This is a genomic window from Bacillus cereus group sp. RP43, assembly GCF_040459645.1.
Taxonomy (GTDB): Bacteria; Bacillota; Bacilli; order Bacillales; family Bacillaceae_G; genus Bacillus_A; species Bacillus_A mycoides_C.
Genome location: NZ_JARVHQ010000001.1, coordinates 4,408,428 through 4,423,786, shown reverse-complemented (window position 1 = coordinate 4,423,786; position 15,359 = coordinate 4,408,428). Strand labels below are relative to the sequence as shown.

The following is a 15,359-nucleotide window of genomic DNA, read 5'->3' as shown; positions in this document are numbered from 1 at the left end:
ATGAAAAGCCAGTTTGTTAACTGGCTTTTTTTTGTGTTTACTTTTTCTAAATTCAGGAGTAATATATCAGCCAGAATACATTTTTTGTAATACGCTGAGTCTAAATGTATGGAGCGGAGGAACCAATTTGTGCGTCGTCACTAGGGGTGAATCTTTCAATGTTGAAAGTAGGGCTACTCTCAAAGCCCGAATCCGACAGCTAACTTCGTAAGCGTCTTGAGAGAGGACGGTGCCATGATGGATACATCACTTTATCGGTCTGATTAGTATAGGAGAATATCAATCTATGTTTGAGTTCTTTTATGCTAAGGAGGATGAGGTACATGGAATTAACGCTTATTTGTGTTGGAGAAGAAAATAAGATAAAGAGTTTAAGAAAGCTAGTAGCATTTCAGCGTGAGTTAATTATTTTTACAGCAAATGAAGAGATAGCAGCTGAAGTTAGGAATTGTGGATTTGATTCGACTTATAGCTGTAATAAGGAGCAGGATTTTACTAGTATTTGCGAGCGGATTAAGAAAGTAATTTTATTAGGAGATGAGCTTCCGATAGTTAGCTTTTTCACAGAACGCATTCGTTTTTCTTTTCAAGCACCTATTACTGTTGTTACAAAGAATAAACACTATCCAGCCAGGCTCTATGAAACAATTGGAGCTAAATTTGTAGTGTTTACGAACTGTGATAATATTTCTTTTTTATTTTTTGAATAGGGTGGGGGAAACGAAGATGAAGGTACTGTTACTAGGAGATATAGCGAATCGTTGGGTGGTATCGGTAGAGCGAGTTCAAGAATTGGTAGTGCTCGATCCTATTTTCCCAAGGCCATATATAATATTGCCATCGAAAGATGCCTTATATTTAAAAACGGATATTATCGAATATGAGCAGCTACATGCAGAACTGTCACAAGTTTATATTCGGGGGAGAAATTTACGTGCATTTTTGCGTGGAGAATAAAGATTGAATGAAAAAAGAGCGAATGCTGAGTGCAACAAGCTATGCACTTCATGTAATTCGCTCTTTTTATTTCATATTTAAAAGATCATTTCTATGAAAAAGAAAGAAAAGACAAGAAAATAGATGAAAGAATATTAATAACATGTAATGTAAGCGTTTAAATGACAAAATATTTTCTTATTTTCAGTAATTTGCCTCTTTACAAGTTAAATATAGAGGAGTATATTTACTCTCATAAATCATTTATGAAATTTCCAAAAAAAACCTAAAATCGCTGAGTTCCAGAAATGGAGCGGGGGAACCAATTTTGTGCATCGTCACTTGGGGTGAATCTTTCAATTTTGAAAGTAGGGCTACTCTTTAGGCCCGAATCCGACAGCTAACCTCGTAAGCGTTTAGAGAGGAGGTTTACTTTGTGTTGTTCGTTTCGAACACTAAGTAGAGCTTAGTGTTCTTTTTTTGATAACTAGATGGTAAATTTTAACAAAAAGCGAGGGGTAGTTATGTTAGATGTTGTAATGATCGGGATTTTTGTTGGGTTAGTCGCATCAATGGCAAGTCTTGCAAGTTGGTCAGATAAAGTTGTGAAAGAAGGGAAGCAATCATGATGATTGCCTTATCGGTTATTGTTGCAGCGATTACGGTGTACTTAGTATACGCATTATTAAATCCAGAAAAGTTTTAATTAGGGGGAATCATTCATTATGATTTGGGTTGCAGTCGTTATTACAATGCTCTTATTTATTTTAGTAGCAAAGCCAACGGGGATTTATTTAGAGAAAGCCTTTCAAGGTAGCAAGAAGCTAGATAAAGTATTCGGGCCTTTTGAGAAACTTATTTTTAAAATTACAGGTGTAAAAGGATACAATCAAACGTGGAAACAGTATGCATTATCATTAGTTCTACTCAATGGATTTATGATTGTCGTTGTATATTTCATTTTCAGATTACAAGGTGTATTGCCATTAAATCCAGCGCATATTGAAGGGATGGAGCCTACGCTCGCTTTTAATACAGCGATTAGTTTTATGGCTGATACAAACTTACAACATTACAGCGGTGAAAATGGTTTATCTTATTTATCACAATTAATCGGGATTACATTTTTAATGTTTGCGGCACCAGCAACGACGTTAGCCATCGTTATGGCATTTATAAGAGGGCTCGCTGGAAAAGAACTTGGTAACTTTTTCGTTGATTTTACGAGAGCGTTAACGAGAGTTTTTCTTCCTATCGCATTTATTGCGGCGTTAGCCTTTGTCGCACTTGGTGTACCACAAACGTTAGATGGGGCGGTTACAGCACAAACAATTGATGGTGCGAAGCAAAGTATTTTACGTGGTCCAGTTGCATCATTCGTTTCCATTAAGGAACTTGGAAATAACGGCGGAGGATTTTTCGGAGCAAACTCTACACATCCTTTCGAAAATCCAGGGCAAATGAGTAATATTTTGCAAATGATGCTTATGATGTTATTGCCAACAGCACTTCCATTTACGTACGGAAGAATGGTAGGAAATAAAAAACAAGGACGTATCCTTTTCGTTTCACTATTTATGGTGTTTTTACTCGGATTTATAACGATTACTACATCTGAATTAAATGGTAATCCGGCATTAAATGGAATGGGTATCGAACATGTACAAGGAAGTACAGAAGGGAAAGAAGTGCGATTTGGAACAGTATTTTCTTCACTATACGCAACAGTAACGACAGCTGCTGAAACAGGGGCCGTTAATACGATGCATGATACGTTAACACCAATTGGCGGATTAGTACCACTCGTAAATATGATGTTGAATACAGTATACGGTGGTGTTGGAGCGGGCTTTATTAATATTATTATGTATGCAATTATTGCAGTCTTTATATCTGGATTAATGGTCGGAAGGACACCAGAGTTTTTAGGTAAAAAGATTGAAGGTAAGGAAATGAAATTAATTGCAGTAACGATTCTATTTCATCCATTACTTATCTTAGGATTTTCAGCATTAGCTCTTTCAACAAGTTTAGGAACGGATGCGATTTCTCATTCCGGTTTTCACGGTTTAACGCAAGTTGTATATGAATACACATCGTCAGCTGCGAATAACGGATCTGGATTTGAAGGATTAGCAGATAATACACCGTTTTGGAATATTACGACCGGTTTAGTTATGTTTTTAGGACGTTATTTCAGTTTAATTACGATGCTAGCTGTGGCAGCTTCATTGAAAGAGAAGACGGTAGTACCAGAAACAGTCGGAACGTTCCGTACGGATAATGGTTTATTTGGAGGAATCTTTATTGGAACGATTGTAATTGTTGGTGCGTTAACATTTTTCCCGATGTTAGTACTCGGCCCAATTGCAGAATTTCTTACATTGAAGTAATGGAGGGTAAATGATGAGACCGGTAGTAGTAAAAGAAAAACAAGTAAATCAGTCACAAATACATGCTGTAGAAGATGAAGTTAGACAAGCGAAAACGATGGATCGTGATATCGTGACACATGCGATGAAACAATCCTTTGCGAAATTGAACCCGAAAGTAATGATAAAGAATCCGATTATGTTTGTTGTGGAAATTGGATTTATCATTACGTTAATTTTATCCTTTCTTCCAAGTAGTTCTAGTAGTGTACCAGGATGGTTTAATATAACAGTTTCTCTTATTCTATTATTTACAGTTTTATTTGCTAACTTTGCAGAAGCGTTGGCTGAAGGTCGTGGTAAAGCGCAAGCCGATTCTTTAAAACAATCGAAGAAAGATGTGTTTGCAAACGTTGTAAAAGAAAATGGAGACATTGTTCAAGTTTCAGCAACTGATCTGAGAAAAGGTGACGTTGTTATTGTAAAACAAGGAGAAATGATTCCGAATGATGGTGAAGTAATTAAAGGATTAGCGTCTGTAGATGAATCTGCAATAACAGGAGAATCAGCTCCTGTTATAAAAGAGGCGGGTGGTGATTTTTGTTCCGTAACAGGCGGTACGATGGTCGTAAGTGATGAAATTACAATTGTAATTACGAGTAATCCTGGTGAATCATTTATTGATAAAATGATTTCGTTAGTAGAAGGGGCTGCACGTCAAAAAACGCCGAATGAGATTGCTTTAAATACAGTATTAACGAGTTTAACCCTTATTTTCTTAATCGTTGTTGTGACGTTGCCGATTTTCACAAATTATCTAGGGTTTCAAATTGATACTGCTGTACTTGTAGCGTTGTTAGTTTGTTTAATTCCAACGACAATTGGTGGGTTATTATCAGCGATTGGTATTGCCGGGATGGACCGTGTGACAAAGTTTAATGTGCTAGCAATGTCAGGGAAAGCAGTAGAAGCTGCGGGTGATATTAATACAATTATTTTAGACAAAACGGGTACGATTACTTTCGGGAACCGTATGGCACATACACTACTCCCTGTGGGAAATGAAACGATTGAACAAGTAGGAAAATGGGCTGCCATTAGCTCAGTTTTAGATGAAACACCAGAAGGTCGATCTGTTATTGAGTATGTGAAAGGAAAATCAATATCATATAATAGAGAACTTGCAGAACAAGGTGAATTTGTTCCATTTAAAGCAGAAACGAGAATGAGTGGTGTTGATTTACAGGACGGAACGAAAGTGAGAAAAGGTGCTGTAGGTAGCGTTATTGAATGGGTTCAATCGCAAGGTGGAACAATTCCGAAAGATGTGAATCAAAAAGCAGATTTAATTTCAAAAGAGGGCGGGACACCGCTTGTAGTTGCAGTAGACGATCGTATTTACGGTTTAATTTATTTAAAGGATACAGTAAAACCTGGTATGCGTGAACGTTTTGAACAATTACGTCAAATGGGAATTAAAACAGTTATGTGTACAGGTGATAATCCATTAACAGCAGCGACAATTGCAAAAGAAGCAGGGGTAGATGAATTCGTTGCTGAGTGTAAACCAGAAGATAAAATTGCGGTTATTAAAGCAGAGCAAGATAAAGGGAAACTTGTAGCGATGACAGGTGATGGTACAAATGATGCTCCGGCATTAGCACAGGCAGACGTTGGATTAGCGATGAATAGTGGTACGACAGCTGCAAAAGAAGCAGCGAATATGATTGATTTAGATTCGAATCCAACGAAAATTATTGAGGTTGTAGGAATCGGCAAGCAATTGTTAATGACGCGCGGGGCGTTAACGACGTTTAGTATTGCGAATGATATCGCGAAATATTTCGCCATCATTCCAGCGATGTTTACACTTGCGATTCCGCAAATGGAAGCTTTAAACATTATGAAATTAACATCACCGCTTTCAGCAATCTTATCAGCATTAATATTTAATGCGGTTATTATTCCATTACTCATTCCGTTGGCGATGAAGGGGATTGCATATAAGCCGATGAGCTCGAATGCATTGCTTAGCCGAAACTTACTCATTTACGGGCTTGGCGGAGTTATCGTTCCGTTCATTGGAATTAAAGTAATTGATATGATTGTGGGCTTGTTCATATAAGGAAGAGGGGAAAAAAGATGGCGAAAAAACAAAGTATACTTTCACCAATTATTCGTATTACTTTTACGTTCTTAGTGTTGTGTGGACTTGTATACCCGCTTATTGTAACCGGTATTGCGCAAGCGGTAATGAAGGATAATGCGGATGGAAGTCTTATATATAATGATAAGGATGAAGTAGTTGGTTCAAAATTAATCGGTCAAAATTTCACAGATCCACGTTATTTTCATGGGCGTGTCTCTAGTATAGAATATAAAGCAGAAGCGTCTGGTTCAAATAACTATGCACCGTCTAATCCAGATTTAGCAAAACGAGTTGAGAAAAGTATTGAAGACTGGAAAAAACAAAACCGAGCCGTTCCAGTTACAGAAGTACCGATAGATTTAGTGACGAATTCAGGTTCAGGGCTTGATCCTGACATTAGTCCGAAGGCCGCTTCCGTACAGGTGGATCGCATCTCGAAAATAACGAATATTCCGAAAGAAAAGCTAGATCAATTGATTAAGGATCAAACGGAAGGTGCTGCACTTGGTTTGTTTGGAGAAGATCGCGTGAACGTCTTAAAGTTAAATTTAGAATTACAGAAACTAATGAAATAGTAACAGTGCTACCTCAATCTAACGGATTGAGGTAGTGTTGTTTCGAAAGAAAGGTTGTGAGTATTTTGTATGCGGATGACTATAAACCGACGTTTCAAAGGCGAACGCCAGAGGAATATTTAGAATATATTCGTCAGCAAAATCGCGGGAAGTTAAAGCTATACGTAGGGGCTGCTCCAGGAGTAGGGAAAAGTTATAAAATGCTCTATGATGCTAGAGAAATGAAAAAAGATGGTATGGATATTGTCATTGGTTTAATTGAAACGCACGGCAGAATCGAGACGGAAGAAGCAATTGCTGATTTAGAAAAAGTTCCTTTAAAAGAAATACAGTATAAAGGGAAAGTATTTTATGAGCTTAATGTGGAAGAAATTATAAAGCGTGCGCCGCAAGTAGTTGTAGTGGATGAACTTGCACATAGTAATATTCCTGGATCTAAAAATAAGAAACGGTACATGGATGTACAGGAATTGTTAGATGCGGGTATATCTGTATTATCAGCGTTTAATATTCAACATTTAGAAAGCGTTCATGATATTGTAGCTCAAATTACGAATGTAAAAGTAAGAGAGCGTATTCCAGATTTTATTTTACAAAAAGCAAATGAAATTCAGCTCGTTGATGCAACGCCGGAAGTGCTAAGGAAGAGATTAATAGATGGAAAGATATATAAGGAAGAAAAAATAGAGCAAAGCTTACAAAATTTCTTCACGCTTAATAATTTAGGCGCACTAAGGGAATTATCGCTTCGCGAAGTTGCAGATGATATGGATGAGAAAATTAGTCAAACCGTTATAGAACCAATCGGTGTGAAAGAGAAAATTCTCGTTTGTGTACAATACAGTTCAACAGCAGAGAAATTAATAAGACGGGGATGGCGCATGGCCGATCGGTTAAACGCTGAATTGTATGTGTTAAACGTAGAAAGGGAAAATATAGATTCCCTTTCAGCAGGGAAAAAGCAAACAATTGAAGAGTGGAAATCGCTAACAAATCAATTTGATGCGAGCTTTGTATTAGAAGAGGCGAATGGAAGAAAGCCAGCTGATGTTATTATTGAAGTCGCGAACAGACTACAGGTGACACAAGTTTTACTTGGGCAATCGGCGAGAACACGGTGGGAGGAAATACGAAAAGGTTCTATTGTAAATGAAATTATGAGACAGACGAAGTATATTGATATTCATATCGTCGCTGATCAAAGAGCTTAAGAGACCATCTATAGGTCTCTTAAGCTCTTTGTGCAGCATGGGAATGTAGCATTTTCATTGCGTGTAAAACTATAAGTAGAAATATAATTGCCCCTAGGAAGAAAATCCAAAAGTAATTTTGATTAAATAAAAGAAACCCACCTACAATAGGCCCTGTACCCATACCAAGATAGCGAATGAAGTTGTACATACCGATGGCAGTTGCGCGTTCTTGTACGAATTCTTCCGTTAATAAAGTAGTGTGAGTCGGCATAGAAAGCCCCATACTAAAACCGTATAAAGAGGTAACGATAATTACGGATGGGATATTGATGCTATATGTGAAAGAGAATAAAGTGACACATATAATATTGAAGAAACTAGTGATGAATAAAGCCTGCTTTGTTGTGAAATGTTTTTGCAAAAATTTGTAGCAATAGCTTCCTAACATAAGAGAAAGGGACATCGGTACAAACATAAGACCAATTTCACTTGTGCTTAGATGAAATATATTTGTTAATATGCTAGGTAAGAAAACGAGGAAACAGAAATACATACAAAATTGAATAAAGCCAATAAGGGTAATAGAAAATCCAGTTTTATTTTTTAAAATAAGCCAGTAATTCTTTTTTGCTTTATATCGCTCAATGACATTTGGCTTTGTTTCTGGGAGTAGTGAAATATTTATAATTAATAAGATAATGCCAATTGTAGATAAAAACAAAAATACAGATAAGTGGCCATTTATATTGCCGAGATAACCACCTATGAGAGGACCGATTGCAGGTGCGAGAGCAAGTAACATTTGATAAAGGCTCATCGCTTCTCCGCGTTCTTTTCCTTCAAATAAATCACCGATAATAGTTGCTGCAACTACAGGTATAGCAGCTATTCCGAAAGCTTGAACGGCTCTAAAGAATAGAAATAAATAAATGTTTGGCGAAAAAGCACATCCGATTGAACCGATTGTACTAATAATTAAACTGGGGATAAGGACAGATTTTCTTCCCTTTGTATCAATTAAAGGTCCATAGATGAGCTGCATAATCGCAAGAACGAATGTGAAAAGTGAAACGGTTAAATTTACAAGATAAAGAGAAGTATGAAACGAATTTTGAATCATAGGTAAGATCGGTGTGTAAATATTTTGAGAGAAGGAGCTGAGTAAGGCACTAATACAGACAACATATAAAATGAAATTTAGTTTGAATTTTTTCATAATGTCAACCTCCTTGGTTTTTGTTTCCTTGGAAACTAAATTCATTTTAACATGATTTTCTCACTTGTAAAGATGGAAAAATGATTTTAGAATGGTATATAGTTAAATTGTTTCTTTGGAAACTTAGGAGGCGAACAGATTGGAACGTACAGTGAAACAAATGGAAATACTTTCGGATATTCGTACACTTTTGCATAAAAAAGAAGAGCATTTGAAAGGAAATAATGAGAAGTTTCTTCGTGAGACAGGTGTAAGCGGTATGTCTTTATCTGAGTTACATGTTATCGAGTGTATCGGAAAAAATGGTCTGATGAATGTAACGGCTATTACGACAGAAATGGGAATGACGAAGGGCGCAATCTCTAAAATTTGTACAAAGTTATTTCAAAAGCAATTCGTTGAGAAGATGCAAATGTTAGATAACCAAAAAGAAATTTTCTTCCGCTTAACGGAAAGCGGAAATGAAATATATATAGCTCATGAAAATTTGCATAAACAAGCTGAAGAAAAGTGGCTGTTGTTTTTAGATGGATATACGAAAGAAGAGCAAGATTTTATTCAAAGGTTTATAAAGGATGTCTCTGGTCATTTGGAAATATAATTGGAAGAAAAAACCCCTCCATTTCAAGCCTTTTGAATATAATTTCTGAAAGAACTCATATATAATAGAAAAAGATACTTAACATAGTGAATAATTAAAGAGTCAATATATATAAAGAGGAGAGAATAACATGCTTGAAAATACGGGATTAGTATTAGAAGGCGGCGGTATGCGTGGTGTATATACGGGCGGGATATTAGAATACTTTATGGAACAAGAGTTATATTTTCCATATGTAATCGGTGTATCAGCTGGTGCTTGTCATGCAGCGTCGTATCTTTCCAGACAAAGAAATAGAAATAAAACGGTCAATATTGATTATGTATCACATCCGAAGTATTTATCGTATAAAAACTTTTGGAGAAAACGTCAGTTATTTGATATGGATTTCATTTTTCATGAAATACCAGAAAAGCATGTGCCGTTTGATTTTGAAACATACTTTAATAGTCCCGAACGCTTTCTTGTAGGAACAACGGATTGTGAAACAGGACAGTCTGTTTATTTTGAAAAAGAGGGAACGAATGATGATGCGCTAAATTTATTACAAGCGTCTAGTTCATTACCTTTCATTGCACCAGTAGTAAATTACCGTGGTAAGCAATTGTTAGATGGCGGGATTTCTGATCCGATTCCAGTTCGTAAAGCACAGGAGGATGGATTTAAAAAATCAGTCGTTATTTTGACGAGAAATCATGGTTACGCAAAGAAAAAATCAAAATTTGGCTGGGTTGCAGCGAAGGCTTATAAAAAGTATCCAAACCTTGTTAATACGATGCTAACTCGTTATGAAGTGTATAATGAAACACTTCACTACATTGAAAAAGAAGAGCAAGCTGGTAATTTATTTGTTATTCGTCCGGAAGTGCCGCTTCAAGTAGATCGTATGGAAAAAGATGCGGCAAAACTACAAAGTTTATATGAGCAAGGCTATGAAGATGCAAAGAGACAATTTGCAGATTTACAAGCGTTTTTGCAAAAATAATAATTAGGCTGTGGAGAAGGAGTTCTCTGCAGCCTTTCTAGGGAGTACGGTAATAGCAAATTTCCTCTTGCTTCTTGCATTGAAAGTAGTTCGTGTGATTGTTGCAAAAGAAAAGTAGAGCATCGGAATTCGATGCTCTACTTTTTTATTTACGTTTCTTTTTAATAAATGAAAAGGCTAAAGCTGTAATTAAAATACCGCCTTTAATAATGTCTTGTGCATAATAAGGAACGTTCATCATTGTGAGGCCGTTCAATATAATTCCAATTAATACTGAGCCAAGAAATGTTCCGATGACATTTGGTTTCTTAGCACCGAACATTGCGTAACCGATATAGGCGGCTGCAACTGCATCCATTAATAATGGGGCGCCTGCTGAAACTTGTCCTGTTCCAACGCGGCTACATAGAATGATGCCGCCGATGGAGGCAAGTAAACCGCTAATCATATAAGCATATACACGGTAACGATCAGTAGGGATACCGGCTAGTCTAGCAGCTTCTCGATTCCCACCTGTCATATAAAAGAAACGACCGTACGTTGTTTTTTCTAAAAATAAATATGCAATCAAAACGACGCTAAGCATGATAATGACAGGGACTGGAATTCCTACAACAGAGCCCTGACCGATAAATAAAAAGGATGGAATAAAATGTCCTGTGGCACCAGACATTCCTTCATAAATAGAAGATCCTTTTGAGAATGTTAAGTGTAGTCCATTCACGATATACATGATACTTAATGTAGCTAGTAAATCTGGTAGTTTAATTCGGATAACGAGTAATGCATTAAATAATCCAACTAATAGACCACAAAGAATAGGAATAAGGAGTGTGACTAATAGTTCTTGTCGATATAAAACGAGACAAGAAGCCGCGGTAATTGTTGCTAAACTAGCGGTAGAGCCGACTGATAAATCAAATCCATCTACAATTAATGTAAAGGTAACACCAATTGCAAGTAACGTTACAATAGAAATAGAACGTAAAATATCACTAATATTGTTATAGGTTAAAAAAGAATCGTTTACGATAGAGAAAAAAATTGTAACTCCAATAATGATAGCGATCGTGCTAAATTGATAAAAAAGATGAGTAGGTAAATATAGTTTCTTAGTTTTCGTTTTATGAATGAGATTCAATGGAATAGCTCCCTTCAGATAAATGTAAAAGCTGTTCAGGAGACAGGTCACTCGGCAAGTATTCACCTACAAATTTGCCGTTTGCTAGTATAAGAATACGATCGGCGATATGTAACGCTTCATCCTGTTCTCCTGTGAAATAAATTACGGAACTTCCGTTATCTGTAATGTTACGAATGAATTGGAAAATATCTTGTTTTGCAGCTATGTCTACCCCTTTAGTTGGCTCGTCCAAAAGAAATAGATTAGGTTTGAATCCATCCCATTTTGCAATCGAGACTTTTTGTTGGTTTCCTCCGCTAAGTGAATGAATAAATGCTTTTGGATCATTCGGTGAAATGCTGAAAGCGGTAATTGCCGCAGTAGCATTATTTAATTCGGTTTGTTTTCGTCTCCAACCTGATTGGTGTAAATTTGTGTGACTTATAATATTTTCCGAAAGAAATAAGCCTTGTTTTCTTCTTTCTTCTGGTACAAGTGCGATTTTAGCTTTAATCGCATCTCGTGGTGTTTTAATCGTTATATTTTGACCGTCTATTTCTGCGTGATAAGTATGACGAGCACCAAATAAAGTTTCAGCAAGTGTTGTTTTACCGCTTCCAATTAATCCGTATATCACAACAGTTTCACCTTTCCGTATGGTGAGAGAAAGGGGAGAATGGTCCTTGTGTAATTGAAGTTCTTGTACTTTCAATAATTCTTCTTTTCCGCGTTTTGGTGCTGTATTAATAGGAAGTGTAAGTTGTTTTCCAGTCATTGCTTCCACAATTTGTTGATCTGTAATCTTTGTAATAGCTTCAGAAAGTGCAACTTTACCGTTATGTAATACAGTTACATCATCCGCGAAATTTCGAATCTCTGATAAACGATGAGAAATTAGGATGATGCCAATTCCTTTTGATGTTAAATTTTTTAATAGTTTCCCAAAGGTTTCAACTTCTTTTGGTCCAAGAGAAGAAGTAGGCTCATCTAATAAAAGATAATTTGTATTGTTAGATAAAGCTCTTGCGATAAGAAGTAATTGTTTTTCATGTAATGAGCAGTTTGAAACATCTTCCGAAACATTTAAATCGACCTGTACAGTTTGCAAATGTTGTTTAGCGAGCACGACTAATTTTGATTTTGAAAATAGTACTTTATTTTGCATTGCTAAATGATCGATTAGTACATTTTCTAATATAGATAATCCAGGAATAAGGCCGTAATCCACTTCTTGTGTCACGAAAGAAATACCATGTTTTTTTGCAACACGTGGAGAAGTAAAGGAAATAGACTGATTATCGATTTTTATATCGCCAGCAACTGGCTGAATTTCACCAGTTGCTATTTTTAGTAAAGTACTTTTTCCAGCACCGTTCATTCCTAGTAAAGCATGAACTTTTCCTTTTTGAATATGAATTGAAACATCTTCTAGAACAGGTGTAGAGACATGATAAGAATGTGTAATGTTTTGAAGAGAGAATGTCATCATTTTTTCTCCTTCTCTAATTTTTTCATCCAAGGAGAATACGCATCTTTTGAGTCTCCCCAACCGTTTATATATTTTGATAATTGATTCATTGTTATATTTTCTTTTGGTAAACTATTTTTCTTTACTAAATAAGGTTCTAGTGAATAAATATCTGGCGTTTGTTCACCAGCGATTTTTTTATATAAGAATCGTACTTGAACGTTACCTACTTCAGCTGGATCAGTAGCAGCGGTAGCAGTCCAAGGGGAATCTTCTTTTTGCATGAGTTGTAAATCTTCATTACTTAAGTCAATGCCGTATACTTTTATATCTGTACGACCAGCTTGTTCAAGTGCTTTGACAACTCCTTTAGCAAACTCATCCCAAGAAGCGAAAATAGCTTGTAAATCTCCTTTTTTCGGATGTTTCTTTAGTAAAGCTTCTACTTGTGTTTGTGTATCAAGTGGTGTGTTAGTGCTAGCGGTACCGAATCGTGCCACTTCTTGTATATTTGGATAGCGTTTATAAAAAGCATCAATGATAACATTGCGACGTTCCATTGGAGCGAATCCGCCAACCCATACGACTGCGATATTCCCTTGACCATTCAAATCTTCAGCTAACGTTTTTAATGATTTCCATGCAAGACTATAGTCATCTTGATCAATAATCGTTACACCAGGTAGGCGTAGGTCGTTATCAAATGCCACTACAGGAATATTCGCTTGTAATGCTTTTTCTACTCCGGGTTTTAGTGCTTCAGAGCGACCGTGATCAATTAAAATACCATCAACTTTTGAATTAATAGCAGTATCTAGATTTGCTACCATTTTTGCTAAATCATTATCAGAATTGTAGACTTGCACACTACCGCCGAATAGCTCGACTTGTTTTTTGACACCCTCAATATATTGAGAGGAAAAAGTTCCGATGGACATTTGCATAATTAATGCGATTTTTAATGGCTTTTTTACTTGGCTTGGAATTTCTGTTTGTAAATGATTTTCTACTGTTGTAGTTACTTTTTTCACAGTTTGTTGCTTTTGTGAAGAGATAGCATCTTGTTCATTTGTACAAGCTGTCAATGTAAGTAATAGAAAAATAAGTACGATGGAATACAATTTCTTCATAAAAAAATCCCCCCTAAACTAAGAAGAGAGGGGAGGGAGTGAAAATGAAAAACGCCTTTTCATATAGAAAAGACGCCTTATCATATTACTCTTATCTTTCAACACAACGTGTTGTAAGAATTAGCACCGTGCCCATAAATGGGTCGGTTGCCGGGCTTCGTAGGGCTCATCCCTCCACCTGCTCTTGATAAGACATCGAATATTCAACTATTTCGAATTATTCCATAAGTTTGTAGTGTTGTCAAATAGTTTTTCATAAAAAAACTCCCTCATAAAGAGGGAGTTTAATGTGGTAAGAAAACTAATTGATAAGCGAACAAGATCCCGAATAAATACACAAGTGGGTGAACAGCACGGAATTGTCCTTTTGCCACTTTCATAAGTGGATATGAAATAAATCCAAGTGCAATACCTGTTGAGATACTTGATGTAAGTGGCATGCTTAAGATTACTAAAAATGCTGGGAATGCTTCATCGAATGTATCCCAATCGATGTGGCGAACTGAGCCCATCATAAGACTACCAACGATAATTAATGATGGTGCTGTAATAGCTGAAACGCCAGAAACAGCGCTAACTAACGGTCCAAAGAATGCTGCTAATGCAAATAGAACAGCTACTGTAACAGTTGTTAAACCAGTACGACCACCAGCTGCAACACCAGCAGACGATTCAATGTAAGCTGTTGATGGTGTTGTTCCGAACATAGCTCCAATTGTTGCTGAGAATGAGTCAGATAGAAGAGCTCGTCCTGCTTTTGGAAGCTTTCCGTCTTTAATAAATCCGCCTTGTTGTGCTACACCAAGTAATGTTCCTGTTGTATCAAATAGTGTAACGAGGAAGAATGAGAACACAACGCCGTATAATCCGTAATTAATTACATCAGAAACAGCAGTAATTGGGTTTGAAACGATAATTCCTTCTGGTAATCCAGGCATTGATGTAACGCCGCTTGAGAATGTTAATTGACCTGTGAAGTAAGCGATAATCCCAGTTAATAACATTCCGATAAATAGTGCCCCGTTTATATTTAAAGACATAAGGATAATTGTAATTCCAAGGCCAGCTAATGCTAGTAGAACTGGAGCAGAGTGAAGATCGCCAAGCCCAACTAAGTTTGCATCATTTTTTGTAACAATTCCCGTTAAGCGCAAACCGATAAAAGCAATAAAAAGACCGATACCAGCAGTAAGTGCATGTTTTAAGTTCTCAGGAATTACTTCCATTAATTTCGTACGGAAAGATGTGAATGATAACAAAATTAAAATCATACCTGCTACGAATACAGCAGAGAATGCAATTGCGAAAGTCATGCCTTCATGGGCTTTTACAACAGAATAAGAGAAGTAAGCATTTAATCCCATACCTGGTGCAATTGCGATTGGTAAATTAGTAAAAATCGCCATAAATAATGTTCCGACAACAGCAGCGATAATTGTAGCTGTAAATGCTTGTTCAAACGGAACACCTGCATCCCCAAGGATGACAGGGTTTACGACAATGATATATGCCATTGTTAAAAAGGTAATAATACCTGCCATAATTTCAGTTTTAATAGAAGTTTTATGTTTTGAAAGGTTAAACATATAAACATCCTTTCTTTTTACGAAT

15 protein-coding genes and 3 riboswitches are annotated in these 15,359 nt (G+C 36.5%); of the genes, 10 read left to right on the top strand and 5 right to left on the bottom strand.

The window, feature by feature from the left end:
• Positions 1 to 82 precede the first annotated feature (82 nt).
• Positions 83 to 230, top strand: a riboswitch (cyclic di-AMP (ydaO/yuaA leader).
• A 93-nt stretch (positions 231 to 323) separates the two neighbouring features.
• From QCI75_RS23030 to kdpDN, 8 genes are all read left to right on the top strand, one after another.
• Positions 324 to 710, top strand: a complete 387-nt coding sequence (locus QCI75_RS23030) for a hypothetical protein (RefSeq protein WP_144505414.1) — start codon at positions 324 to 326, stop codon at positions 708 to 710.
• Between the two features lie 16 nt (positions 711 to 726).
• Complete coding sequence (locus QCI75_RS23025) at positions 727 to 957, top strand: hypothetical protein (RefSeq protein ID WP_071679177.1); 231 nt, start codon at positions 727 to 729, stop codon at positions 955 to 957.
• 262 nt (positions 958 to 1,219) lie between these two features.
• Positions 1,220 to 1,365: riboswitch (cyclic di-AMP (ydaO/yuaA leader) on the top strand.
• A 95-nt stretch (positions 1,366 to 1,460) separates the two neighbouring features.
• Complete coding sequence (locus QCI75_RS23020; protein ID WP_000887888.1) at positions 1,461 to 1,565, top strand: SipW-dependent-type signal peptide-containing protein; 105 nt, start codon at positions 1,461 to 1,463, stop codon at positions 1,563 to 1,565.
• Positions 1,562 to 1,642, top strand: coding sequence for a K(+)-transporting ATPase subunit F (gene kdpF, locus QCI75_RS23015; RefSeq protein WP_000972378.1), 81 nt, complete (start codon positions 1,562 to 1,564; stop codon positions 1,640 to 1,642). The genes QCI75_RS23020 and kdpF overlap by 4 nt, the downstream gene beginning before the upstream one ends.
• 19 nt (positions 1,643 to 1,661) lie before the next feature.
• Positions 1,662 to 3,329, top strand: coding sequence for a potassium-transporting ATPase subunit KdpA (gene kdpA, locus QCI75_RS23010; protein WP_144505413.1), 1,668 nt, complete (start codon positions 1,662 to 1,664; stop codon positions 3,327 to 3,329).
• A gap of 13 nt (positions 3,330 to 3,342) precedes the next feature.
• Positions 3,343 to 5,433, top strand: a complete 2,091-nt coding sequence (kdpB, locus tag QCI75_RS23005; protein ID WP_144505412.1) for a potassium-transporting ATPase subunit KdpB — start codon at positions 3,343 to 3,345, stop codon at positions 5,431 to 5,433.
• 17 nt (positions 5,434 to 5,450) lie between these two features.
• Positions 5,451 to 6,032 carry a K(+)-transporting ATPase subunit C gene (gene kdpC, locus QCI75_RS23000; protein WP_098778845.1) on the top strand — a complete coding sequence of 194 codons (582 nt, stop codon included), beginning with the start codon at positions 5,451 to 5,453 and terminating at the stop codon, positions 6,030 to 6,032.
• Positions 6,033 to 6,088: 56 nt separating this feature from the next.
• Positions 6,089 to 7,243 carry a KdpD-like non-kinase potassium sensor gene (gene kdpDN / locus QCI75_RS22995; protein WP_144505411.1) on the top strand — a complete coding sequence of 385 codons (1,155 nt, stop codon included), beginning with the start codon at positions 6,089 to 6,091 and terminating at the stop codon, positions 7,241 to 7,243.
• Positions 7,244 to 7,262: 19 nt separating this feature from the next.
• On the opposite strand, the gene QCI75_RS22990 is transcribed toward kdpDN, so the two are convergent.
• A complete protein-coding gene (locus tag QCI75_RS22990; protein ID WP_144505410.1) occupies positions 7,263 to 8,441 on the bottom strand; it encodes an MFS transporter in 1,179 nt (392 codons plus the stop codon).
• 160 nt (positions 8,442 to 8,601) lie between these two features.
• Between QCI75_RS22990 and QCI75_RS22985 the strand changes: the two genes are divergently transcribed.
• Entirely contained in the window at positions 8,602 to 9,042 is a 441-nt protein-coding gene (locus QCI75_RS22985) for a MarR family transcriptional regulator (RefSeq protein WP_425290561.1), read from the top strand.
• 130 nt (positions 9,043 to 9,172) lie between these two features.
• A complete protein-coding gene (locus QCI75_RS22980) occupies positions 9,173 to 10,027 on the top strand; it encodes a patatin-like phospholipase family protein (protein ID WP_144505408.1) in 855 nt (284 codons plus the stop codon).
• Positions 10,028 to 10,172: 145 nt separating this feature from the next.
• Here QCI75_RS22980 and QCI75_RS22975 read toward each other — a convergent pair whose 3' ends face one another.
• From QCI75_RS22975 to QCI75_RS22960, 4 genes are all read right to left on the bottom strand, one after another.
• Positions 10,173 to 11,168 (bottom strand): ABC transporter permease, encoded by a 996-nt coding sequence (locus tag QCI75_RS22975; protein WP_144505407.1) that lies wholly within the window; start codon positions 11,166 to 11,168, stop codon positions 10,173 to 10,175.
• On the bottom strand, positions 11,152 to 12,639 hold the full coding sequence (locus QCI75_RS22970) for a sugar ABC transporter ATP-binding protein (protein ID WP_144505406.1): 1,488 nt from the start codon (positions 12,637 to 12,639) through the stop codon (positions 11,152 to 11,154). The genes QCI75_RS22975 and QCI75_RS22970 overlap by 17 nt, the downstream gene beginning before the upstream one ends.
• Entirely contained in the window at positions 12,636 to 13,748 is a 1,113-nt protein-coding gene (locus QCI75_RS22965) for a sugar ABC transporter substrate-binding protein (protein ID WP_144505405.1), read from the bottom strand. Before QCI75_RS22965 ends, QCI75_RS22970 begins: the two co-directional genes overlap by 4 nt.
• A gap of 88 nt (positions 13,749 to 13,836) precedes the next feature.
• Positions 13,837 to 13,942: riboswitch (SAM riboswitch) on the bottom strand.
• 90 nt (positions 13,943 to 14,032) lie between these two features.
• Complete coding sequence (locus tag QCI75_RS22960) at positions 14,033 to 15,334, bottom strand: NCS2 family permease (RefSeq protein ID WP_105589873.1); 1,302 nt, start codon at positions 15,332 to 15,334, stop codon at positions 14,033 to 14,035.
• Between the last annotated feature and the right edge of the window lie 25 nt (positions 15,335 to 15,359).

What these genes read in the sequence shown, in the direction of transcription:
- QCI75_RS23025 (WP_071679177.1), top strand. Translation starts at nt 727, where the DNA reads ATGAAGGTACTGTTACTAGGAGATATAGCGAATCGTTGGGTGGTATCG.
- kdpA (WP_144505413.1), top strand. Translation starts at nt 1,662, where the DNA reads ATGATTTGGGTTGCAGTCGTTATTACAATGCTCTTATTTATTTTAGTA.
- kdpF (WP_000972378.1), top strand. Translation starts at nt 1,562, where the DNA reads ATGATGATTGCCTTATCGGTTATTGTTGCAGCGATTACGGTGTACTTA.
- QCI75_RS23020 (WP_000887888.1), top strand. Translation starts at nt 1,461, where the DNA reads ATGTTAGATGTTGTAATGATCGGGATTTTTGTTGGGTTAGTCGCATCA.
- kdpB (WP_144505412.1), top strand. Translation starts at nt 3,343, where the DNA reads ATGAGACCGGTAGTAGTAAAAGAAAAACAAGTAAATCAGTCACAAATA.
- QCI75_RS22970 (WP_144505406.1), bottom strand. Translation starts at nt 12,639, where the DNA reads ATGATGACATTCTCTCTTCAAAACATTACACATTCTTATCATGTCTCT.
- kdpC (WP_098778845.1), top strand. Translation starts at nt 5,451, where the DNA reads ATGGCGAAAAAACAAAGTATACTTTCACCAATTATTCGTATTACTTTT.
- QCI75_RS22990 (WP_144505410.1), bottom strand. Translation starts at nt 8,441, where the DNA reads ATGAAAAAATTCAAACTAAATTTCATTTTATATGTTGTCTGTATTAGT.
- QCI75_RS22985 (WP_425290561.1), top strand. Translation starts at nt 8,602, where the DNA reads ATGGAAATACTTTCGGATATTCGTACACTTTTGCATAAAAAAGAAGAG.
- QCI75_RS22960 (WP_105589873.1), bottom strand. Translation starts at nt 15,334, where the DNA reads ATGTTTAACCTTTCAAAACATAAAACTTCTATTAAAACTGAAATTATG.
- QCI75_RS23030 (WP_144505414.1), top strand. Translation starts at nt 324, where the DNA reads ATGGAATTAACGCTTATTTGTGTTGGAGAAGAAAATAAGATAAAGAGT.
- QCI75_RS22965 (WP_144505405.1), bottom strand. Translation starts at nt 13,748, where the DNA reads ATGAAGAAATTGTATTCCATCGTACTTATTTTTCTATTACTTACATTG.
- QCI75_RS22980 (WP_144505408.1), top strand. Translation starts at nt 9,173, where the DNA reads ATGCTTGAAAATACGGGATTAGTATTAGAAGGCGGCGGTATGCGTGGT.